The organism is Variovorax sp. AC194 (assembly GCF_979257995.1).
Genome location: NZ_OZ409823.1, coordinates 4,515,457 through 4,537,097 on the forward strand (window position 1 = coordinate 4,515,457; position 21,641 = coordinate 4,537,097).

The 21,641-nt window shown below is 65.3% G+C and carries 25 protein-coding genes; 12 read left to right on the forward strand and 13 right to left on the reverse strand.

The window, feature by feature from the left end:
- Nucleotides 1-23 precede the first annotated feature (23 nt).
- Nucleotides 24-779: an SDR family NAD(P)-dependent oxidoreductase gene (locus ACZYRS_RS21495; protein ID WP_463420887.1), complete on the forward strand. Its 756-nt coding sequence runs from the start codon at nucleotides 24-26 to the stop codon at nucleotides 777-779.
- Between the two features lie 4 nt (nucleotides 780-783).
- Here the strand turns inward: ACZYRS_RS21495 and ACZYRS_RS21500 are convergent, their stop codons facing one another.
- Complete coding sequence (locus ACZYRS_RS21500; RefSeq protein WP_042579315.1) at nucleotides 784-1,194, reverse strand: FKBP-type peptidyl-prolyl cis-trans isomerase; 411 nt, start codon at nucleotides 1,192-1,194, stop codon at nucleotides 784-786.
- Between the two features lie 119 nt (nucleotides 1,195-1,313).
- Here ACZYRS_RS21500 and eat point away from each other — a divergent pair, with 119 nt between their 5' ends.
- The 7 genes from eat to ACZYRS_RS21535 all read left to right on the forward strand — a co-directional run bounded on the left by eat (nucleotide 1,314) and on the right by ACZYRS_RS21535 (nucleotide 8,835).
- On the forward strand, nucleotides 1,314-2,774 hold the full coding sequence (gene eat, locus ACZYRS_RS21505; RefSeq protein ID WP_463420888.1) for an ethanolamine permease: 1,461 nt from the start codon (nucleotides 1,314-1,316) through the stop codon (nucleotides 2,772-2,774).
- 30 nt (nucleotides 2,775-2,804) lie between these two features.
- Complete coding sequence (locus ACZYRS_RS21510) at nucleotides 2,805-4,199, forward strand: ethanolamine ammonia-lyase subunit EutB (RefSeq protein ID WP_463420889.1); 1,395 nt, start codon at nucleotides 2,805-2,807, stop codon at nucleotides 4,197-4,199.
- Nucleotides 4,196-4,981: an ethanolamine ammonia-lyase subunit EutC gene (gene eutC / locus ACZYRS_RS21515; RefSeq protein ID WP_463420890.1), complete on the forward strand. Its 786-nt coding sequence runs from the start codon at nucleotides 4,196-4,198 to the stop codon at nucleotides 4,979-4,981. Before ACZYRS_RS21510 ends, eutC begins: the two co-directional genes overlap by 4 nt.
- A gap of 71 nt (nucleotides 4,982-5,052) precedes the next feature.
- Entirely contained in the window at nucleotides 5,053-5,397 is a 345-nt protein-coding gene (locus ACZYRS_RS21520; RefSeq protein WP_463420891.1) for a helix-turn-helix domain-containing protein, read from the forward strand.
- A gap of 693 nt (nucleotides 5,398-6,090) precedes the next feature.
- Nucleotides 6,091-6,639, forward strand: a complete 549-nt coding sequence (locus tag ACZYRS_RS21525) for a type II toxin-antitoxin system HipA family toxin (protein ID WP_463422519.1) — start codon at nucleotides 6,091-6,093, stop codon at nucleotides 6,637-6,639.
- 79 nt (nucleotides 6,640-6,718) lie between these two features.
- Nucleotides 6,719-8,149, forward strand: a complete 1,431-nt coding sequence (locus ACZYRS_RS21530) for a carotenoid oxygenase family protein (protein WP_463420892.1) — start codon at nucleotides 6,719-6,721, stop codon at nucleotides 8,147-8,149.
- A 32-nt stretch (nucleotides 8,150-8,181) separates the two neighbouring features.
- Nucleotides 8,182-8,835 carry a glutathione S-transferase family protein gene (locus tag ACZYRS_RS21535; protein WP_463420893.1) on the forward strand — a complete coding sequence of 218 codons (654 nt, stop codon included), beginning with the start codon at nucleotides 8,182-8,184 and terminating at the stop codon, nucleotides 8,833-8,835.
- Nucleotides 8,836-8,846: 11 nt separating this feature from the next.
- On the opposite strand, the gene ACZYRS_RS21540 is transcribed toward ACZYRS_RS21535, so the two are convergent.
- From ACZYRS_RS21540 to ACZYRS_RS21575, 8 genes are all read right to left on the reverse strand, one after another.
- A complete protein-coding gene (locus ACZYRS_RS21540; RefSeq protein ID WP_463420894.1) occupies nucleotides 8,847-9,611 on the reverse strand; it encodes an immunity protein Imm33 domain-containing protein in 765 nt (254 codons plus the stop codon).
- 8 nt (nucleotides 9,612-9,619) lie between these two features.
- The gene (locus tag ACZYRS_RS21545; protein ID WP_463420895.1) at nucleotides 9,620-9,934 is read right to left on the reverse strand and encodes a nuclear transport factor 2 family protein; all 315 of its coding nucleotides are present in this window, start codon (nucleotides 9,932-9,934) and stop codon (nucleotides 9,620-9,622) included.
- 353 nt (nucleotides 9,935-10,287) lie between these two features.
- Complete coding sequence (locus tag ACZYRS_RS21550; RefSeq protein ID WP_463420896.1) at nucleotides 10,288-10,539, reverse strand: hypothetical protein; 252 nt, start codon at nucleotides 10,537-10,539, stop codon at nucleotides 10,288-10,290.
- A gap of 123 nt (nucleotides 10,540-10,662) precedes the next feature.
- Entirely contained in the window at nucleotides 10,663-11,028 is a 366-nt protein-coding gene (locus ACZYRS_RS21555; protein ID WP_463420897.1) for a hypothetical protein, read from the reverse strand.
- A 55-nt stretch (nucleotides 11,029-11,083) separates the two neighbouring features.
- Entirely contained in the window at nucleotides 11,084-11,419 is a 336-nt protein-coding gene (locus ACZYRS_RS21560) for a hypothetical protein (protein WP_463420898.1), read from the reverse strand.
- A gap of 137 nt (nucleotides 11,420-11,556) precedes the next feature.
- Entirely contained in the window at nucleotides 11,557-11,859 is a 303-nt protein-coding gene (locus ACZYRS_RS21565; RefSeq protein WP_463420899.1) for a DUF6678 family protein, read from the reverse strand.
- Nucleotides 11,860-11,942: 83 nt separating this feature from the next.
- Entirely contained in the window at nucleotides 11,943-12,272 is a 330-nt protein-coding gene (locus ACZYRS_RS21570; RefSeq protein WP_463420900.1) for a hypothetical protein, read from the reverse strand.
- A gap of 594 nt (nucleotides 12,273-12,866) precedes the next feature.
- Nucleotides 12,867-13,127 carry a hypothetical protein gene (locus ACZYRS_RS21575; protein ID WP_198784535.1) on the reverse strand — a complete coding sequence of 87 codons (261 nt, stop codon included), beginning with the start codon at nucleotides 13,125-13,127 and terminating at the stop codon, nucleotides 12,867-12,869.
- Between the two features lie 488 nt (nucleotides 13,128-13,615).
- Between ACZYRS_RS21575 and ACZYRS_RS21580 the strand changes: the two genes are divergently transcribed.
- Together ACZYRS_RS21580 and ACZYRS_RS21585 are read left to right on the forward strand one after the other, a co-directional pair.
- On the forward strand, nucleotides 13,616-14,890 hold the full coding sequence (locus tag ACZYRS_RS21580) for an HAD family hydrolase (protein ID WP_463420901.1): 1,275 nt from the start codon (nucleotides 13,616-13,618) through the stop codon (nucleotides 14,888-14,890).
- Between the two features lie 72 nt (nucleotides 14,891-14,962).
- Nucleotides 14,963-15,541, forward strand: a complete 579-nt coding sequence (locus ACZYRS_RS21585) for a peroxidase-related enzyme (protein ID WP_042577136.1) — start codon at nucleotides 14,963-14,965, stop codon at nucleotides 15,539-15,541.
- A 123-nt stretch (nucleotides 15,542-15,664) separates the two neighbouring features.
- Here ACZYRS_RS21585 and ACZYRS_RS21590 read toward each other — a convergent pair whose 3' ends face one another.
- From ACZYRS_RS21590 to ACZYRS_RS21600, 3 genes are read right to left on the reverse strand one after another with little or no spacing between them, the layout of a single operon-like run.
- Nucleotides 15,665-17,434 (reverse strand): phosphoethanolamine transferase, encoded by a 1,770-nt coding sequence (locus ACZYRS_RS21590; protein ID WP_463420902.1) that lies wholly within the window; start codon nucleotides 17,432-17,434, stop codon nucleotides 15,665-15,667.
- Nucleotides 17,435-17,491: 57 nt separating this feature from the next.
- Nucleotides 17,492-18,061 (reverse strand): phosphatase PAP2 family protein, encoded by a 570-nt coding sequence (locus ACZYRS_RS21595; protein WP_463420903.1) that lies wholly within the window; start codon nucleotides 18,059-18,061, stop codon nucleotides 17,492-17,494.
- Nucleotides 18,048-18,713, reverse strand: coding sequence for a phosphatase PAP2 family protein (locus ACZYRS_RS21600; RefSeq protein WP_463420904.1), 666 nt, complete (start codon nucleotides 18,711-18,713; stop codon nucleotides 18,048-18,050). Before ACZYRS_RS21600 ends, ACZYRS_RS21595 begins: the two co-directional genes overlap by 14 nt.
- A 183-nt stretch (nucleotides 18,714-18,896) precedes the next feature.
- Between ACZYRS_RS21600 and ACZYRS_RS21605 the strand changes: the two genes are divergently transcribed.
- On the forward strand, nucleotides 18,897-19,571 hold the full coding sequence (locus ACZYRS_RS21605) for a winged helix-turn-helix domain-containing protein (protein WP_198784540.1): 675 nt from the start codon (nucleotides 18,897-18,899) through the stop codon (nucleotides 19,569-19,571).
- Nucleotides 19,568-20,923 carry a sensor histidine kinase gene (locus ACZYRS_RS21610; RefSeq protein ID WP_463420905.1) on the forward strand — a complete coding sequence of 452 codons (1,356 nt, stop codon included), beginning with the start codon at nucleotides 19,568-19,570 and terminating at the stop codon, nucleotides 20,921-20,923. Before ACZYRS_RS21605 ends, ACZYRS_RS21610 begins: the two co-directional genes overlap by 4 nt.
- Nucleotides 20,924-20,945: 22 nt before the next feature.
- Here ACZYRS_RS21610 and ACZYRS_RS21615 read toward each other — a convergent pair whose 3' ends face one another.
- Complete coding sequence (locus tag ACZYRS_RS21615; RefSeq protein ID WP_463420906.1) at nucleotides 20,946-21,638, reverse strand: LysE/ArgO family amino acid transporter; 693 nt, start codon at nucleotides 21,636-21,638, stop codon at nucleotides 20,946-20,948.
- Nucleotides 21,639-21,641 lie beyond the last annotated feature (3 nt).

The window sequence follows — 21,641 nt, forward strand, 5'->3', positions numbered from 1 at the left end:
AGCAAACCCTCAAGGAAGAAGTCATGTCCCAACTCAAGCTCAACGACAAGATCGCCCTCGTCACCGGCGGCACCAGCGGCATCGGCCTGGCGACCGCGCAACGCTTCGTGGCCGAAGGCGCCCACGTGTTCATCACGGGCCGCCGCCAGGCGGAACTCGATGCGGCGGTGAAGACCATCGGCCGCAACGTGACCGGCGTGCTCGGCGACGTCTCCAAGCTCGCCGACCTCGACAGGCTCTACGCCGCCATCAAGGAACAGAAAGGCCGGCTCGACGTGCTGTTCGCCAACGCGGGCGGCGGCAGCCTGGTGCCGCTGGGACAGATCACCGAGGAGCACTTCGACAAGACCTTCGACACCAACGTGCGCGGCCTGCTCTTCACCGTGCAGAAGGCGCTGCCGCTGATGCCCAAGGGCGCATCGATCGTGCTCAACGCATCGATCACCAGCATCAAGGGCACGCCCGCCTTCAGCGTCTACAGCGCGACCAAGGCGGCGGTGCGCAGCTTCGCGCGCAGCTGGGCGGTGGACCTGAAGGATGCCGGCATCCGCGTCAATGCGGTCAGTCCCGGCGTGGTGCCGACCCCGGCCTATGAACTGCTGGGCCTCACGCCGGAGCAGGTGAAGGGCTTCATCGAGATGCAGGCGCAGACCATTCCGCTGGGCCGCGTCGGCACGCCCGACGAGATCGCGAAGGCGGTCGTGTTTCTCGCCTCCGACGACAGCAGCTTCGTGAACGGCACGGAGCTCTTCGTCGACGGAGGCTCTGCGCAGATCTAGTCGATCAGCGCTTGGTGACCGACACCAGCTCGACTTCGAAGTTCAGCGTGGCATTCGGCGGAATCACGCCGCCCGCGCCGCGCGAACCGTAAGCGATCGACGGCGGGCAGGTCAGCTTGGCCTTGCCGCCCGGCTTCATCTTCTGCACGCCTTCGGTCCAGCACGGGATCACGCCGTTGAGCGGGAACTCGGTGGGTTCGCCGCGCTTGTAGGAGCTGTCGAATTCCTTGCCGGTGTCGGGGAAGGTGCCGCGGTAGTGAACCTTCACGGTGTCGGTGGCGGCGGGCGATGCGCCGGTGCCTTCCTTGAGCGACTGGTAGACCAGGCCGCTGGGCGTGGTCACGGGCGCGGATTGCGCGAACGCTGCGGGGATGGCGAAGACGGACACGAGAGCGGCACAGAAAAGAGACTTCACGAAACACCTCGGGGATTGAAAGACCCCGATTATGGCCAGCGCGCGCGTCTCGGCCAGAGGTGCCGATGAGCCCGCGATGTAGCGCGATGTAGCTAGTGGAACGACCCTTGCTTTGCAGGATGTGCACTGTCAACATCCACGCAGAGAGGAAGCCCCATGCATTCCACCGAAGCCTCGCCGGCCGCCCCCCCGTTCACGCCGGCACCGGTCACCTCAAGAAGGTCCTGGGCCCCATCCAGCTCTGGGGCATCGCGGTGGGCCTGGTCATCTCTGGTGAGTACTTTGGTTGGAGCTACGGCTGGAATACCGCCGGCACGCTCGGCTTCCTGGTCGCCACGGTGCTGGTGGCCACGATGTACACCACCTTCATCTTCAGCTTCACCGAGCTGTCCACCGCCATCCCGCACGCGGGAGGCCCCTTCGCCTATGCACGGCGCGCGTTCGGGCCGACCGGCGGCTTCGTCGCGGGCTTTGCGACGCTGATCGAATTCGTCTTCGCGCCGCCGGCCATCGCGCTGGCGATCGGCGCGTACCTCAACGTGCAGTTCCCGGGCATCAACCCGAAGTGGTTCGCGCTCGGGGCGTACGTGATCTTCATCGCGCTCAACTGGGTCGGCGTCGGCATCGCCGCCGCCTTCGAGCTCTTCGTGACCGTGCTGGCCATCGTCGAGCTGCTGGTGTTCATGGGCGTGGTCACGCCGGGCTGGACGATGGCCAACTTCGTGGCCAACGGCTGGGCCGGCGGCAGCGTGCTCAATGGCGCGGCGATCTCGGGCATCTTCGCCTCGATTCCGTTCGCGATCTGGTTCTTCCTGGCCATCGAGGGCGCGGCCATGGCGGCCGAAGAAGCGCGCGATCCGCACCGCACCATTCCCATCGCCTACACCACGGGCATCGTCACGCTGGTGGTGCTGGCCTTCGGCGTGATGATCTTCGCAGGCGGCGTGGGCGACTGGCGCAAGCTCGCCAACATCAACGACCCGCTGCCGCAGGCCATGAAGGCGGTGGTGGGCGACAACAGCGGCTGGCTGCACATGCTGGTGTGGATCGGGCTCTTCGGGCTCATCGCATCGTTCCACGGAATCATCATGGGCTACTCGCGGCAGATCTTCGCGCTGGCGCGCGCGGGCTATCTGCCGCGCTACTTCGCGGGCCTGAGCCCGCGCTTCGACACGCCGCACCGCGCGCTGCTGGCCGGCGGCGTGATCGGTGTGATCGCGATCTTCAGCGACGAATGGGTGCAGTTCGGCGGGCAGACGCTCACCGCCAACATCGTGACCATGGCGGTGCTCGGCGCGATCGTGATGTACCTCATCTCGATGGCCGCGCTCTTCAAGCTGCGCAGGACCGAGCCCGAGCTGCTGCGCACCTACCGCGCGCCCTTCTATCCCGTGTTCCCCGCGATCGCGCTCGGCCTGGGCGTGGTGTGCCTGGGCGCGATGGTGTGGTTCAACTTCATGCTCACGGTGCTGTTTTTGGTGCTGATGGCCGCGGCCTACGGCTACTTCCTCCTGACCTCTTCGCAGCGCAAGGCGGCCGCGCCCGACGAGATGCTTTCTTCCTCGGCCACCACCGGCTGAACTTTTGCCAGAACCTTCACCTGAAAGACGATGCGCTACCGCACCACCATCGCAGACCAGGTCTTCGCCTTCGACGACCTCAAGCAAGTCATGGCGTTCGCCAGCCCCGCGCGCTCGGGCGACTACCTCGCCGGCGTCGGCGCCGCCACCGCGCAGCAGCGCATGGCCGCGCGCCACGTGCTGGCCGACACGCCGCTCAAGCAGTTCCTGACCGAAGCGCTCATTCCCTACGAGAGCGACAACATCACGCGGCTCATCATCGACGGCCACGATGCGGCGGCCTTCGCGCCGGTGTCGCACCTCACGGTCGGCGACTTCCGCAACTGGCTGCTGTCGGACGACGCCACGACCGCCACGCTCACCGCGCTCTCGCCCGGCCTCATGCCCGAAATGGTCGCGGCCGTGTCCAAGCTCATGCGCAACCAGGACCTCGTGTCGGTCGCGAAGAAGTGCAGCGTGGTCACGCGCTTTCGCAACACCATCGGCCTGCCGGGCCACCTGTCGGTGCGGCTGCAGCCCAACCACCCGACCGACGACCTGCGCGGCGTGGCCGCCTCCACGCTCGACGGCCTCCTCTACGGCGCGGGCGATGCGGTGATAGGCCTCAACCCCGCCTCCGACAGCATGCCGGTGCTGGGCCAGTTGCTGCACATGCTCGACGAGGTGATCCAGCGCTTCGAGATTCCCACGCAAAGCTGCGTGCTCACGCACGTGACCAACACGCTCAAGCTCGCGGAGGCCGGCGCGCCGGTGGACCTGGTGTTCCAGTCGATTGCGGGCACCGAGAAGGCGAACCTCTCGTTCGGCGTGACGCCCGAGTTGCTCGACGAGGCCTACGCGGCAGCGCTCGCCTTGAAGCGCGGCACCGTCGGCGACAACGTCATGTACTTCGAGACCGGCCAGGGCAGCGCCCTCTCCGCCAACGCCAACTTCGGCGTCGACCAGCAGACCTGCGAGGTGCGCGCCTATGCGCTCGCGCGGCGCTACAAGCCGCTGCTCATCAACACGGTCGTCGGCTTCATCGGGCCGGAATATCTTTACGACGGCAAGCAGATCATCCGCGCGGGCCTGGAAGATCACTTCAGCGGCAAGCTGCTCGGCCTGCCCATCGGCTGCGACATCTGCTACACGAACCACGCCGAAGCCGACCAGGACGACATGGACACCCTGCTCGTGCTGCTGGGCACCGCGGGCATCAACTTCATCATGGGCATTCCAGGCGCGGACGACGTGATGCTCAACTACCAGAGCACGTCGTTCCACGATGCGCTGTTCCTGCGCCAGACGCTGGGCCTGAAGCGCGCGCCCGAGTTCGAGGCGTGGCTGCAGCGCATGCAGATCACCGATGCGGCGGGGCAGCTCGCGCCGCCCTCGTCCAACCGATTGCTCGCCGACATGAGCGGGCTCAAGGCGCTCGCGCCATGAGCGACGCCGTCACACCCAACCCCTGGACGCAATGGCGCTCGGCCACGCCCGCGCGCCTCGCACTCGGCCGCGCCGGCGCCGGCATGCCCACCGACGAGACGCTGCGCTTCGGCTGGGCGCATGCGATGGCGCGCGATGCGATCCATGCGGCACTCGACGTCGATGCACTCGAAGCCACGCTGGCCGCGCAGCACTGGGAAGTCGCCCGCGCCCGCAGCCGCGCGTCGGACCGCACCACGTACCTGCGCCGCCCCGACCTCGGCCGTCAGCTCGACGAGGAGGACGACGCGCGCCTGCGCGCCATCGGGCGGTACGGCTGCGATGTCTGCGTCGTCATCGGCGATGGCCTGTCATCGCTGGCCGTCGCGCGCCATGCCGCGCCGCTGCTCGCCGCGCTGCGCTCGCAACTGCCGGCCGACACGCGCTTCTCGCCCGTGGTGATCGCCACGCAGGCGCGCGTGGCGCTCGCCGACGAGGTGGGCGAGCTGTTCGGCGCGATGCTCTCGGTGATGCTGATCGGCGAGCGGCCGGGGCTCAGTTCACCCGACAGCCTGGGCATCTATCTGACGCATTCGCCCAAGCGCGGACTGAACGATGCGGCGCGCAACTGCATCTCCAATGTGCGGCCCGAAGGGCTGCCGTATGAAGTCGCCGCGTTCAAGCTGGCGTGGCTGATGCGCGAGTCGCTCCGGCGCGGGCTGACCGGCGTGGGGCTCAAGGACGAGAGCGATGTTGCGGTGCTGGAGAAGCAGGCCACCCGACGACCGGAGCTGCCCGGATAGGCACGCACCCTTTCCATATCGACAAATACGCAATAAAATGACTCTTAAGCCGTTTAATAGTCATTTTATTGATGTCAAAAAGCAGCCACAGCCTCTCCGCCCTGCCCTCGCAAACCATCGCGCCCCTTGAAAGGCTCGGCCTTCGCCTGCGTGCGCACAGGATCAACCGCGCGTGGACCGTCGCCGAAATGGCCGAGCGGCTGCTGTGCTCGCCCAACACCCTGCGCGCACTCGAATCGGGCAAGCCCGGCACCAGCATCGGGCTGCTGGCGCATGCGTTGTGGCTCTTCGGCGAGATCGATTCGCTCGACGGCGTGGCCCTTGCCCCCGCCGGCCTGGCGGCAAAGCGCCGCGTGCGCAGGTCGGCCGCGCAAGGTGCCGCGGGCGTGATCGCGGAGGGCGAACGTGATTTCTGACGACGCCGATGTCGAGCGCCGCATCTACGTCGGCCTCGCGCGGCACACGGGCCAGCGGGTGCAACCGGCCGGCCTGATGAAGGTCGTTCGCCGCGGCGTGGTGGAGTCCGGCGAATTCGCCTACGGCCGGCGCTATCTCGAAGACCCGGCGGCCGCACCGCTCAACCCCGAGCACCTGCCGCTGCGCGATGCGGCCTTCGTGCTGCCCGAACGCCGCATTCGCGACGGCGGTGCCATGCCGCTCACGCTGCGCGATGCGCTGCCCGACAGCTGGGGCCGCAAGGTGCTCGAGATACGCCAGGGCAAACCGCTGTCCGACATCGATGCATTGCTGCTGACCAACGAAGACCGCATCGGCGCGATGGTGTTCGCCGAATCGCTGCCCATCGAGAGCGAGGAGCCGCCGTCGGTGCTTCTGGCGCTGGAAGAACTCGCCGACGCATCGCGGCGTGTCGAAGCCGGCATGGAGATCGGGCCCGACATGCACCGCCTGCTGCGCGGCGGCAGCCTGGGCGGCGCGCGGCCCAAGGCGGCCTTCGTGCACGAGGGCCGGCGCTTCATCGCCAAGTTCGCATCGCGCGGCGACGACCACGACGTGGAGGTGATCGAGGCCGCCACGCTCTGGCTGGCCAATGCCTGCGGCATCGACGTTCCCCCTTCCTGCTGCAGCCTCTTGCATCGGGGCACGCGCTGCTGGTCGAGCGGTTCGACCGCGCAGGGCCGGTCGCCGACGAGCGGCGCTTTCACTACCTCTCGGCCTCGGCGCTGCTCGACGTGCCCTATGAATCCAGCCGGGGCAGCTACGTCGAGCTGGCGCAACTGCTGCGGCGCATTTCGCAACGGCCGCAAGAAGACCTGGCCGAACTGTTCCGCCGCCTGGTGTTCAACCTGGCGGTGGGCAACAGCGACGATCACGTGAAGAACCACGGCGCGCTGCGCGGCGAAGACGGACAGTGGCGCCTGGCCCCTGCCTTCGACCTGGTGATGCAGCTGGGCGGCCATACGGGCTATCAGGAGCTGGCCGTGCTTCCCGGGCAGCACGCATCGAGCCTTGCTTTGGCGCGCGAGGCGGCGCCGCACTTCGGCCTTGCGGCCGCGGCGGCCGAAGAAGTCATCGTTGCCATCTGCGAGACCGTCGCCATTCAGGCGGCGGCCGGCGTGGCATCCGCCGGCGGCGATCGGGCGTTGGTGCGGCGCGTGGCCGCCTTCATCGCGCAACAAGCCGAACGCATCGGCGCCTGACGGGTGCAGAATCGAAACCGTATCGGGCGGCCAAGAACGGACACTCCACACTGAGCCAACAGGAAGTGAGGCAGGCGCAATGAGCTGGCAAGACGGGGACATCAAGAAGGCGTTTCAAGCCAGGCGACACAAGCCCTGGACGGTGGGCTACGAAACACCCGTCAGCGCCGACATGCAGACCGGCCCTCTCGAAGTCACCGGCAAATTTCCGAAGGACCTGCAGGGCGTGCTCTACCGCAACGGCCCCGCCATGCACGACCGCGGCGCAGGCCGCTATGCCCACAAATGGGACGGCGACGGCATGATCCAGGCCTTCCGCTTTGCGGACGGCCGCGTGACGCACACCGGCCGCTTCGTGCGCACGAAGAAATTCCAGGCCGAAGAAGCTGCCGGCGAATACCTGCTCAGTGCGTTCGGTTCGGCGGTGCCCGGAAAGACCGAGCTCAACACCGACATCGACGAGATGAACTCCGCCAACCTGAGCGCGGTCTATCACGCAGGCCGGCTGCTCGCGCTGTGGGAACCCGGATCGCCCCATGAGCTGGACCCCGAGACGCTGGAGACCAAGGGCATCTATCGCGCGGACAGCGCCGAACTGCTCAGGCCCTTTTCGGCACACCCGAAGATCGGCACCAATGGCGATGGCGATCTCTGGAATTTCGGATCGGACCCGATCACGTCGGAGCTGAGCATCTACAAGCTGTCGGCCACGGGGGCGGTGGAGGTATGCCGCCGCTTCGCGGTGAAAGACCTGCCGCCGATGCACGACTTTGCCGTCACGCAAAACCATCTGATCTTTCTGCTTCCTCCCGCGCTCTTCGACAGGGAAAAGCTGATCGCCGGCAAGGCATTCGGCCTGTCGGTGAACTGGATGCCGGAGCTCGGCACCCGCGTGCTGGTGATCGACAAGCGAAGCTGGCGCCAGACCTGGTACCAGCTTCCGCCATGGATCATTCACCACGTGGGCAACGCCTGGGAAGACGCCGACGAGGTGATCCGCTTCGACGTCTTTGCCAACGCGGAACCGCAGGCGATGGCCACCGGCTGGAACGTCATGCGCGGGAAGTACGTGCATATGCAGGGACCGGTGATGACGCTGGTCGAACTCCGCGCGGGCAAGTCGCCGCAGGTCACGCGGTTCGATGCGCTGGAAGGTGAGTTTCCGGTGATCGACCCTGCGCTGGCCGGGCGCGACTATGAGCAGGTGCTGTGCGTGGCGCGTAGCCCGGTGCGACCGAGTGGCATGCCGGATTGGGGGGATGTGGCGAGCTTCAACCTCAAGCAAGGGACCATCCAGTCCTACGGCTTCGGTGACGACTGGATCGCCGAGGAGCATGTGTACGCGGGGAGGAATTCGCAATGGGCCGTCGGCACCGCGCTGGACACCGCGGCGAGGCGCACGGTGATCTCCGTGTTCAACGTGCATCACGTCGGTGATGGGCCAGTGGCGCAAGTCCGGCTTCCTTATGCGCTTCCGCTGGGGGTGCATGGGACGTTCAGGGCGATGTAGTTTGCGGTGCCGCGCAATCAAGGACCCACACGATGACCATCACCATCACCGCCTTTGAACGCTCGCCCGACGGCGGCAAGGGCCTGGCGCGCGACACGCGCGTGCGCTGGGCGCTGGAGGAAGCCGGCCTGCCCTATGAGGTGCGCCTGGTGTCTTTCCACGCGATGAAGGAGGCCGCGCATCTGGCGCTGCATCCCTTCGGCCAGATCCCCACCTACGAGGAAGGCGGTCTCGTGCTGTTCGAGACCGGCTCCATCGTGCTGCACATCGCCGAGCGCCACCCGGGCCTGCTCCCCGCCGATGCCGACGCCAGGGCGCGCGCCATCACGTGGATGTTCGCGGCGCTCAACACGGTCGAGCCTCCCATCCTCGAACTCGTCACCGTCAAGTTCGCGGAAGGCGACAAGCCCTGGAAAGACGAGCGCCTGCCCCTCGTGCAAGACCGGATACGCGCCCGGCTCACCCCGCTCGCCACCCGCCTGGGCGACGCCGACTGGCTGGACGGCGGCTTCAGCGCGGGCGACCTGCTGATGGTGTCGGTGCTGCTGCGGCTGAGACCGTCGGGCCTGCTGAACGAGTTTCCCAGCCTAGCCGCCTATGTCGCTCGCGGCGAAGCGCGGCCGGCCTATCAGCGGGCGTTCGCCGCGCAACTGGCGATCAACGCTGCCCCCTTGCCGGCGGGCTGACGGGCGCTTGCCTACGCCCCTGCCAAGGGTGCGCGTTGTTGCCGGAGCTTGTTCAACTCGCTCAGGTACGAGCCTGGAATCTGCGGCACCTCGCCGTCTGCCCCGAGCACGCCGATGCCGGCGCCATCCACGACGACTTGCAACCCCGCTGGCACGGCGAAGAACTTCACCAGGTCCGGGCGGTCGACGCCGAGCTGATAGAGCGACGTCTTGACGAAGCGAGCCGGGTCCTGGGAGCCTGCTTCATCATCAAGGTCCGAGAGCCACCAGCCGGAGTCCGCCCCGTCGAGCGCATCGCTTCGCGTGAGCAGGACCCGCGTTGCTTCCTTGTAATTGACGTGCACGACAGCGCTTTGGCGCAGCGACGGAAAGTCCGGCTCTGCCGGAAGCGAGAGGCTCCTGACAACGTCTTGCTGGTTTCGCAGGTGCATCAGCGTGCTGTCGACCGAATCGACAAACTTCACCGGAACGGCCTTCATGTCGGGCTCCAGAACGCGTAGGAATCCCTCCGGTCCGTCCTCGAGCATCGTGAACATCCAGCCGACCTGCAGGCTCTGGCCGCTTCGGAACTTCGCGCCCTCGGCCACGCGTTGCTCGAAGAACCGCAGAAGCCAGGAGATGTCTTTAGCCGGCACGGCGCTGTTGGCAACGCGAATCTGAAACTCGGGGTGGTCGTGGCGTTTGCAGTCGGACGTTGCGTGGACCGACGACAGGCCACCCGATGGCACGGAGGGCGGATTCCGGCCGAACTTCGAGAAGATGGAGCGCAGAGACATAGGCGGGGTCAGGGCGTGGTGGACGACGTTGCGGTGGTGGCTTGCGTCATGACGGTGGCCCATGCACCGTCGATGCGCTTCCAGACTTCCACGACCCAGAGCCCGCCGCTGAAGAAGCGAGTGACGACAAGGTCGCCTTGCTGTTCGTGCTGCTCTCGTTCGCGTGGGACATAGGGGCGGTGCTTTTGCGTTTGAAGGTTCTCGATCCGGTCGGCCCGCGACATGAACCGGCCGTTCTGCTGGACGGTCGTGAAGTCGCTCGCGGTGTACTTGGCCCACTGCGCCGCGTCGACGGCGTAGAAGGCTTCGTCGCGTGCGCGCATGGCGGCTTGAAGGTCGGGAGGGAGTGGGTTTGTGCCGGGCATGAGGGGACTGTAGCGGCCATGCCGAGGTCCCGATCGTCCACATCATCCAGGCTGACCATCACAAGTTGTCGTGACCGCGAACGGTGAATGGTTTGTCGAATGGGCTATTTCGGCAAAGGCACTGCTTGCGTCTATTTGGATGACGAGGGTCGACGCGCATTTGTTTTTAGCAAGCGGTAGCCGTGTGCGAGGACCGGTATCGGGCGAGTCGAGCGGCAGCTAAGAGCCCACAGCGGGCTTACGTGCTGCTCGGAAGCAGTCACTCAGGACGAGGCAGGTGGCGCGCACTCACAGGTCCGAACAAGCAAAAGCTAGCGCTTCTTTCGGTATTCCATCCATGCATAGAACGCGCCCGCTGCGAACATGAAGGCCGCGCCCGCTCCGCCGGAAGCAAAGTCAAAAGCACGGCCTCCCAAGAGGCCAAGAGCGCCGAAAAGGGCAAAGTTGAGGGCAAGACCAGCTGGAAGAGCGGCGGCGTTTTTCTTATCAAGGAACCACATCCAACTGAGAATTGACGCTGCTAGTCCGACCAAAAAGACGACGGCAGTGACCAATGAATGCATGTGGCAGTACGTGATGAGTGACTGGTTCTGGCCGACTGTAGCCATCTATGGCGTCGCCGCACTCGCCACAGACTGCGCACATATCGAGTTCCAAACAACGGCATCGAGCGGCATCACTTTCGACTAGTCGATTGCACCGGTGAAGATGGGGTGCGGAGCAAAGCCGTAGAACTGACCTTTCCCGCGAAGCACCCCTTTGTCCTTGAGGAGAGCCACACCCTCACTCAGCAGGTTTTCCTGCAGCCGCTCGCGCGACTTCATGAGTTCAGAGAAGCGCTGGAAGTCGTCAGCAACGAGGTGGACGTCGCCATCCAGCATGTCCAGTTTCATGACCTCGCCGGAGCGGCGCTCAAAGAATAGGTCGCCAAACGCAGATGCTCCAATCAGTCGTACCTGCCCTGTGACCTTTCCCGGCCATTCCGCGAGCAGGCCGTTGAAGTCGAGAAGCGCCGCGTCGACGAACAGGTCGTCCCAGGTCAAAGAACTCATGTGTAGGTCGTTTTGGGTGGTTGTAGTTGAACGTCCGCTTCTGGCCGGATTCAGGCTATCGCCGCGTTGCGAGCAGATTGGCGAGGCTCTTCGCATGCGTCATGGCATCGCCAAGAAAGTTGGTTCCCGTCGAGTTCGCATTCCGAAATTGGGGCCACAGGCCGAGCGTCTCCGGTAGCCACGCGGGAACGTCCTCAAGATAGTGAATGCGGAAGTACGAGTCCTCACACTTGAGGTCGTAGAGCTCAATCGAGCTGACACGGAAATTGTTCCCCTCAAACTTCAGCTTGGAGAACTCATCCTCCGGGAAGTACCGACATCCTTTGGTTACGAGCACATCCTTGAGCCCTGACAGTTCGTATATGTTGATGAGTTCGCCGGTACGGTCCATGAATATTGATCTCGTTGAGGGTTGCTTCGCGAATCTCACTGCCAAGGGGAGTCAACACGAGAGAGGATGGCGGCAGCACCTACAGAAAACTAGAAGGGCCTGGCGTACTTCCGCTTTTGGCCGCGAGCCGAACCTGTTCAAAGGTACTCCACATGCGTACCCAGGGGCACATAGCCGAATATCTTGAAACCTGTTGGCGTCGTGGCGCCTGGAACACGCAAGGAGTGGAGTGCCCGCAGAACGGCCTCACTTTGAGCTGAGGAGCTCACGGCAACTTCAACCCATTCGTCTTCCTCGTGGCGTCCATAAAAGTGATGAAACCACTCCCCATCCCACTCGCTCACGTAGCCGCTTCGCAAATTGCGAACGCGAAACTTAGGCGCCAGTTCTCCAAGCTCGTGCATGCTGAGTCGAAGTTCATTCCACTTTGTGTTGTTCATGACCGAGGTAATAGGGACTGGCATTTTTTGGCGGTGGACGCGAAGGTCAGGTATTGGCCGGCTGCGGCCGGACGCGGCGGTCGTCAGTAGGCGCCGCCCCTAGGTACGCAGCCATCCGAGTCATGCAACTTACCTTCAGCGAGCACGTTTTCCGTCTTGCAGACCTCGTTGAAGCTCCAGACCTCAAAAGCATCACCCGGAATTGCATGCTGTTCCAGATAGGCTTCAAATTCTTCGAGGTCCTCGAACGAAACGACGCATGGACAACTTGCCCCTCGATAGAACCAGTGCTGAACAATGACAGGACCTTTAGCCAATGCATTCTTGATTTTGGCAAGGCTTGCTTCGGAAAGAATCCTGGCTCCGTCCTCAGTCCAATCGTCGGGGGCGTGGCGATCAGGAATTCGTTTCATAGGTTATCGCGATAAGTGATTTTCTGGACTCGACCACTCCGAGAATAGGCCGTGTTGAGCGGCTGCTCTTGGCCGGATTCTGCCTATAGCCCAGCACACGCATGGCTCACGACTGGAGATGTTCCGCTCGAGCCTATTTGCGGTTCGGCTTCCAGGTCGATGCGGAAGACACAGGAGTAAGGAGGCCACAGATTGTCTCTTTGACTTGAGCAATGCAGCATCCCCTTCTTGCTCGATGGAACCTCAGGGGCTGCGGTACAGGCATAGCCCTGTAAAGCCAACTTCTGAGCTAATTTTGCTGGCGGCTCGCCCTTGAATTCTGTCAAGACGGCGTCAAGCTTTCGACTTTCCCGCACTTCGATCGGAGCACATCCGCTAGTCACCAACAGCACTGCGGGAAAAACCGGTGCTAGTAGTAGCCGAGCTATCGAGCGGAACTTCTGCATATTTGCTGCTGGCATGTTTTGAAGCTTGCTGCTTATTAGAAGTCTCGAGTCTGCTTCTGGCCGATAGTACCCATCCACGCGCCGTTCCCTCCCCTCGCAAACGGCAGGCCGCGAAAAATCACAGCCTGCCAGACCAGCCATTCAGCGTTTACTGGCCGGTCTCAGGCGCCTTGCGCAGCGCCGCCACGCTCAACTGAAACAACGCCACCGCCCTGCGCGTCAGGTCCGATGCGAGCCAATGCAGGTTGGCCAGCTGCGTAGGGCCATCGCCGCCGCTCCAGTCGATGTCTTCTCCGTGGCAGGTCCACATGAGCGCTTCGAGCTGTGCGAGGGTGGCTTCGAGCAAGTCCGTCGGGTCTTGGTCGGGGGGTACCGGCGTGCGAGGCCGGGCTATAGTCTTGGTAGCCATTTTTGTGCTTCCTTTAGAGGGTTGGGCACGTCTTTGGTTAGACGGCTGGGGTGCTCGATACACCCCGGCCGTCGCCTTTTGATACCTCGCATTTGCATCGGTGCTTTCGCACCGACAACCCGCCGCGAGGCGTAGCGGTTCTTCAATCATTGGGCTTGCTGTGTGTGTGGCGCCTTGCTGCTCCCCTTGGTGGGGCGCTGAGTGACAGGGGCATTCACTTTAAAGAAGAGCGGCTGCGATGTGGCCGCCACGTGTGGAACGAAGTCTCGATTCGCGCGAACAAATGCAGCTTAGGCCGTGCAACGCGAACGCGCGCCGAACTCGTGCCGATCACCTACCGGTCGCGCACCGATCGCGCACCGATCACGCACCGATCACGCACCGATCACACAGCCTGGCACGGCTGATGCGTACGTCGATGCGGAAGTGTCACGAGCGCTGCATACGCTCGGCGCTTCTCGTCCACAACGCACAACAACAGGGAACGCATGCAACGCCGCCTCGTCCTTCTCACGCCGCTCGCTGCCGCGCTCACGACCACGCTCGCCGCCACCGGCTGCGCCAGCCTCTCGCCCGCCAGGGGCCTGTCGCCCGCCCACTGGGATGCCTTCAACCGCGCGCAGATCGAGGGCCTCCTCGCCGGCCTCGGCAAAGGCAGCGCGGGCTACAACGCGGCGAGGCCGCCGTACGTGGTGTTCGACTGGGACAACACCAGCGTCTTCCTCGACATCGAGGAAGCCTCGCTCATCTACCAGCTGGAGAACCTCGCCTTCGGCGCGACGCCCGCGCAGCTCGAGGTGGCGCTGCGCAAGAACATTCCGAAGAAAGACTTCCTGCCCGCGTACAACAACGCGGCGGGCAAGCCGGTGAACATTGACCTCGTGGTGCCCGACATCGTGGCCAGCTACACCTGGCTCTACCAGAACTGCAGCACCCTCAAGGGCAGCAAGCCGCTGGCGGCGGTGAAGCTCGATCCGAACTACATCGCCTTCACCACCAAGGTGCGCTATCTCTACGAGGCCATCGGCGACACCTTCGACCACGACACGGCCTACCCGTGGGTCACGTACCTCTTCGTCGGCATGACCGAGGCGCAGGTGCGCAAGCTCACGGCCGACACGGTGGCGTGGCAGTTGAAGGAGCCGATCGCCAAGATCAAATGGACCTCGCCGGCCGCACTGCCGGGCCAGGCGGGCGTGGTCTCGGTGAGCTGGAAGAACGGCCTCCGGCTGCAGCCCGAAATGCAGGCGCTGTATGCCGCCTTTCGCAACGCGGGCTTCGATGTGTGGGTGTGCTCGGCGTCGTTCGTGGATGTGATCAAGGAGATCTCGTCGAACCCCGCCTTCGGCTACAACAACCCGCCCGATCGCGTGCTCGCGATGGAGCTGGAGCGCGACGCCAACGGCGTGATCCAGCCCGAGTACCGCCGCGGCTACGACCAGACGCAGGGGCCGGGCAAGACCAGGAACATCCAGCGCTTCCTGGTCGCCAAGTACGGCTACGGCCCGAGCTTCATCGCCGGGGACAGCGAGGGCGACCAGAACATGATGGCCGACTTCGCCGACACGAAGAAGGTGCTGATCGTCAACCGCCTGCGCGATCCGAAGACCGACATCGGCAAGTTCTCGGCGATGGCCGTGCAGGGCTACGGCAAGCCCGACACGCGCTACCTGCTGCAGGGCCGCGACGACAACACCGGCCAGTGGGTGCCCTCGCAACTGCACACGCCGCTGGGCGCGACGCAGGGCAAGGCGCTCAAGTAGCGCCCGGGGCCGACAGCGGGGCTGGATGGGTACGTGCCTATGATCCTGGCATCGAACACCAGGAGACAAACCATGGCCGCCCGCTACCCCCTCGCCGAACTCAAGGACCTGCCCGAAGACATCCGCACCGCGATCCTCGCTGTGCAGGAGAAGGCGGGCTTCGTGCCCAACGTGTTCCTCGGCCTCGCGCGCCGACCGGCCGAGTGGCGCGCGTTCTTCGCGTACCACGACGCGCTGATGCTGAAGGAGGAAGGCTCGCTCACCAAGGGCGACCGCGAGATGATCGTCACCACCACCAGCGCGGCCAACCAGTGCCTCTATTGCGTGGTGGCGCACGGCGCGCTCCTGCGCATCTACGAGAAGAAGCCGCTGGTCGCGGACCAGGTGGCGGTCAATTACCGCAAGGCCGACATCACGCCACGCCAGCGCGCTATGCTCGACTTCGCGATGAAGGTCTGCGACCGCTCGCACGAAATCGACGACAGCGACTTCCCGCCGCTGCACGCGCACGGCTTCGATGACGAAGACATCTGGGACATCGCGGCCATCACCGCCTTCTTCGGCCTGAGCAACCGCCTCGCGAGCTTCAGCGGCATGCAGCCGAACAACGAGTTCTTCCTGATGGGAAGGCTGCCGCGCGAGAAGAAGTAAAAGCCTGCGTCCGACAAGGCACGAACCGGTGTTCTCGGTTCTTGCCGAAGAAAAATCCGTTCACGCTGAGCTTGTCGAAGCGCCGCGCAAGGCTTCGACAAGCTCAGCCCGAACGGTTGGACATCAGGCCTTCGCGCGGCACGTCGCCAGCGCGTCCAGCGCGGGCTTGTAGGTGGGCGTGTTCACGTCCATCAACCCCAGCACGGTGTGATAGAGGTTGTCGTGCGTGAGCGGCGCATCCAGGCCCGCTTCCATGCACGCGCGCGAGAGCTTGCGGCGCTCGCTCATGCCTTGGCTGAACCAGGTGACCATCGGCACGTGCTTCTGCGCCTCGGGCGCGAAGCTGTAGGGCACGCCGTGCAGGAACAGGCCGTATTCGCCAAGCGATTCGCCGTGGTCGCTCACATAGAGCATCGCCGGGTCGTACTGCTTTGACTGCGCCTTGAGCCAATCGATGGTGTCGGCCAGAAAGCGGTCGGTCTGCACGATCGAGTTGTCGTAGACGTTCATCAGCTCGTTGTGCCCGCACTCGGCCAGCGCGTTGGTCTTGCACTCGGGCGTGAAGCGCTTCACGTCGGGCGCGGAGCGCTTGTAGTAGGCCGGGCCGTGGCTGCCCATCTGGTGCATCACCAGCACCACGCCCTTGGCGCGGCGCTCGGCTGGGAGCGCGGCGATGCGCGCGTCCAGGTTCTTCAACATCACGTCATCGAGGCACTCGTCGCCATCGCACAGCGCCTTCTTGGTGGCCGCATCGAGCCCGTCGAAGGCCGATGCGTTGGGGATGCGCGTGCACACGTCCTTGCAGCCGGCCTGGTTGTCCAGCCACAGCACGGCCAGGCCCGAGGCCTGCAGCACGTCGACCAGGTTCTCGTAGTCGTCCTTGCGCGATTCGTAGCCCTCCTTGCCCAGCGGCGAGAACATGCAGGGCACCGACGCCAGCGTGTTGGTGCCGCACGAATGCACGTCGCGGTAGCTCAGCACGCCGCGCTTGGCCAGCTCGGGCGTGGTGTCGCGCGCATAGCCGTTGAGCGCGAAGTGGTCGGCCCGCGCCGTTTCGCCCACCACGACCACGAACATCGGCGGGCGCACCTGCGCCGCGTAGCTCGCGCCGAGCGACGTACCGGCTGTGATCGAGATGAGCTTGCCGCTGCGCTTGAAGAGCGGCTTGATGAACACCGAGCCCGTCGAGTAGATGCTCGCGATCGGGTTCATCATGTAGCGCAGGTGGATGTTGTTGCGCATCAGCGGCGCGAGCTGCCGGTTCATCGCCACGCCCGTGCCTACCGCCACGAGCAAGGCCAGCACCAGCAGCGCCGCGTTGCGCCAGAGCTTCGACAGAAAGCCCATCCGCGCGATGCGCACGCGCCAGAGCAGGAGGCCCGCGGGCAAGGCGACCAGCAGCACGTTGAAGGCCATGCGCCAGCTCAGCAAGTCGCGCGCTTCGTTGGGGTCGGTCTGCAGCGCGTTGGCGATCATGGTCGGGTCCATGACGACGCGGTATTCGAGCATGTAGTGCTGCGTCACGGCGGCCAGCACGACCACCGCGAACCACAGCGGCTTGAGCCAGCGCGACCAGGCCGTGAGCGAGAGCATCGCCACCGTGCCGCACAGCGTGAGCAGGCTCATGGCCATGACCGTCGGCAGGTAGGTGCTGGGCGCACCGCCGATGCGGGCCAGCTCGTTCCACAGCGGCCAGTTGGCGGTGAGCGCCAGGTACAGGCCGAGCCAGAGCACGACCTGCGCCGCGGAGCGCGGTCGGGCGAGCCATTGGTCGATGCGTTGCCACAGCGCGCCGGCCGAGGGAAGGTGTGGCGCCGATGCCTCGGGAGCCTCGGAAGCTCCGGGAAAAGGCACGCGATGCGCGGGTGCAGGCTCGATACGCGAAAACGACATACAACGAATGTAGGGACCGCGCCTGAAAGGAACCTGAACTCCCGGTTCAGGCCGTGTTCAGGCTCGCCGTGCGCGCGCCCGCCGGCGGCGGGCCGGCATCCTGGCCAGCGCGAGGTGCAGCGGACGGCTCACGCCGCGTTCCACCATGATCGACACCAGCGCGCCCAGCAGCACCGCCGCGGCCACGTCCGAGGGGAAATGCAGGCCCAGGTAGAGGCGGCTCCAGCCCACCACCGCCGCCACGGCAAGCGCCGCCAGCATGGGCGCGCGGCGCGGCAGGCACCACAACGAGAAGGCGGCGGCAAAGGTCGTGGCCGTGTGCAGGCTCGGAAAGCCGGGCCGCGCACCCTGCGGCGCCCACTGGATGCCCAGGCCGTAGGCCGCGGGCCGGGGAAACGGCAGCGCCGAGCGGAACACGTTCACGACGATCCACGTCACCAGCACGCTCACCAGCGCGGTGAAGAGCGCATAGCGCCAGCGCTTGTCGACCATCGCGCCCGCGACGATCGTCAGGGCCAGCAGGGCCGGCAGCACCTCGGAGGCGAAACGGGCGAATTCGATGAGCCACAGCGGCGCCGAGACGTCCGCGTTGAGCCACGCGAACAGGGCGAAATCAAGAGCTTGCATGAAGGGGGGCTGAGGGTTCGAGCAGGTTCTGTTTGCGCGGGGCCATCGCCATGTCGATGGCGAACGCCACCGACCAGCAGATCCACGCGGTCCACAGCGTGTGGCTCATGTAGTGGGCGCCGCGCAGTTGCTGCGACAGCCCCAGCGTGAGGCCGGCGAGCACCGCCACGCCCAGCCAGATGAACGCCGCGCGAGTGGACACCCGGCGCAGCACGAAGTAGCCGCCGACGTAGGCAAATGCCGCCGAGGCGTGCCCGGCCGGAAAGCACCCACCCGCCCCGCCGTCGTCCACGCCCCATGCCCAGTGCGACACGTGGCGCGCGACGCCGCCGAACTCCTTGAGGTCCCAAGGGCAGCTGGTGTCGCTGAAATGCTTGATGAGGCTCACTGCCAGCACCGAGGCCAATACGGTCAGCGCCAGTTGAGCCCGGTCTCGCACGGGCAGCTTGCGCAGGATGCCCACCGGCCAGCGGATGGCGGCGAACAGGCCGATCACCAGCAGCCAGCTCAGGTTTCTGGCGCCCGCATGCATCACGTGGACCAGGAAGGGGTTCTCGCGCCACGGAAAGCCCATCGGCGTGCCGGCCATGCGTGCGAGCCAGAGGTCGCCGCCGGAGGCGTCCCACGTCATCAACAAGGCCAGTGCGAGCAAGGTCAGGACTCCGGAACGGAGATTCGCGGTGCGTGTCATTTGAAAAAACCAGGCCTCGACAAAAACTGGCGCGAGCCTACGTTCGCGAAATGAACCCAGTCTGAAGCGACCTGAACGAATCCTGACGCGGCCCTCCGGCCGCCCTGCGGCGCTAGACTTCGTGTTTTTTCAGAGACACACCGCGTGCGCATATTGCTCGTCGAAGATGACACTTCCTTGGCAGATGCCGTGTGCAGCTATCTGCTGGCCAAGGCGTTCGTCGTCGATGTGGCGCCCAGCCTGGCCGATGCGCGCGGCGCCCTGCTCTCGGTGCAGTACGCGGCGGTGCTGCTCGATCTGCACCTGGGCGACGGCGACGGCCTCTCGCTGCTGCCGCAGGTGCGCGCATTGCGCGAGCCCCCCATCGTCATCGTGCTCACGGCGCGCGACCAGGTCACCGACCGCATCCGCGGCCTGGATGCCGGCGCCGACGACTACCTCATCAAGCCCTACGACCCCGCCGAATTGCTCGCTCGGCTGCGCGCGGTCGAGCGCCGGCGCAGCGCCAACACCTCGCCCGTGCTGCAGTTCGGCACGCTGGAGATCGACCTGGCCCACGACCGCGTGCGCAAGGACGGCACGCCCGTCGTGCTCACGCAAAAGGAATGGGCGCTCTTGCGCGTGATGGCCACGCGCCCCGAACGCATCCACACGCGCGAGAACCTCGCAGATGCGCTCTACGGCTTCGGCGACGAGGCCGACAGCAACACGCTGGAAGTCTTCATCAGCCGCCTGCGCCGCAAGCTCGGCAAGAGCCACATCCAGACGCTGCGCGGCCTGGGCTACCGGTTGTCGTTCTCGGCGGACGAGGACGAATGAGCGCGGCCCGGATCACCTACGGTCGCGACTCGCTGGCCGGGCGCCTCACGCGCACCCTCATCCTGTGGGTCGGCGGCGTGTGGCTCCTGTGCGTGTTCGCCGTCGTCTGGTATGTGGACCGCGAGATCAACCACAACTTCGACAACGAGCTTGTGGAGGTGTCGCACCGCATGTTCGACATGGCCGTGCAGGAGCTGGACAAGCTGCAGCACAAGGGCGGCGCCGTGCCGAGCACGCCGCTGGTGGCGCCCAAGCAGCTCTTCTCCGAAGACGCGGTGATGTACCAGGTGGTCGACATCCACGAGCACGTGCTGCTGCGCTCGGCCGAGGCGCCCATCGATGCCTTCGATGTGCCGCTGGCCGCGGGCTTTGCGAACAACCAGACCTGGCGCATCTACACCGTGCGGCATCCGACGCTCGGGCTCTATTTCCAGGTGGCCGATCCGCTGGACGAGCGCCGGCGCGCGCTCAACCGCACATTGTTCGGCCTCATCATTCCGCTCGGCGCGGTGCTGCCGCTGCTCGCGCTGGTGCTGCGCAACGTGGCGCGCACCGAACTGCGCGTGCTGCAGCAACTGGCCGGCGAGATCGAGAAGCGCAGCGGCACCGACCTGCGCCCGATCACCCTCCCCGGCCTGCCGCAAGAGTTGCGCTCGGTGGGCGACCACGTCAACAGCCTCCTGGAGCGCCTGGCGCAATCGCTCGACGTGGAGCGCGCGCTCGCCGCCAACGCGGCGCACGAGTTGCGCACCCCGCTGGCCGCCGCGCGCCTGCGCCTGCAGACCGCGCTGGACCATGACCTCAAGCGCGAGGACGTGCAGGGCGCGCTCCAGGCGCTGCAGATGCTGAGCCATCGCACCGAAAAGCTGCTGCAGTTATCGCGCGCGGAATCGGGCGCTTCGCTCACGCGCGCGCGGGTCGACCTGGTGCAACTCGCAGGCACCGTGGCGCAGGAGTTCTGGCAAGACCCGCTCAACAGCGAACGCCTGAAGCTCAAGGTGCCCGACAGCGCCGCGCCCGTGGCGTTCGGCGATGTCGATGCGCTGGCGATCGCGCTGCGCAACCTGGTGGAGAACGCGCTGCGCTACGGCGGCGGCGGGCGCGTGGTGATCGAAGTGGGGGCGCCCTGCACGCTGGTGGTGAGGGACTTCGGCGCGGGCGTGAGCGCGGTGCAGTTGAAGACGCTGCAGCAACGCCACGTGCGGCACGGCTCGGACCGCGCGGGCTACGGGCTGGGCCTGTCGATCGTGGGCACGATCGTCGAGAAGCACAACGCGAAGCTCGAGCTCGCGTCGCCGCCGGCAGGGGCGGCGCAGGGGTTCGAGGCGCGGATCGTGTTGCGGCCGGCCTGAGCGGGTCGCGCCGCGTGCGGCGCTACAGGGGCCGCCAGGGATAGTCAGAGACGAGCTTCATCGCCAAAGCCATCATCGAGAAAGCTACGATGAGGTCGAGCACCTGCCAGGCGCGCCGATCGCGGAACAAGGGCGCCGCCAGCCGCGCGCCGAAGCTCAGGAAAGTAAACCAGATGAAGGACGCGATCATTGCGCCGGCAGCGAACGCGAACTTGGCATCTCCTGCTTTTGCCGCACTGACGGACCCGATCACGAGCACGGTATCGAGCCATGCGTAAGGCGTCGCCAGTGAATGGAAAAGCGCCATGCCAGCCACCTGGGATGTCGCCCTTGGTTCGAGCGACGGCTTGCAGTTGGCCGCTGGTCTCGCGGACGGCCCGAATACGGATCGCAGCGCCTGCAAACTGAAATACACCAAATAACCGATGCTGAAAACCATGGCCGAAATCATCGCCCAGCGATTTGCGGCCACCACCAAGCCGAGTCCGGCGACACCCAGCGCGATCAGCAGCACATCGGACAATGCGCAAATGGCGATCAGCATCGTTGCGCTGTATCCCTGAAGGCTGTTTTTGATGACGAAGGTATCTTTGGGGCCCAGCGCAATCAATAGGCCCGCGCCAAGCAGCAACCCCTCGAAGAAAGATGCGGTAAACACGCGTTTTCCTGTTTTATGTTGTTGGAAAGGCGACAAAACAAACATCGCCTTTCTCATGGA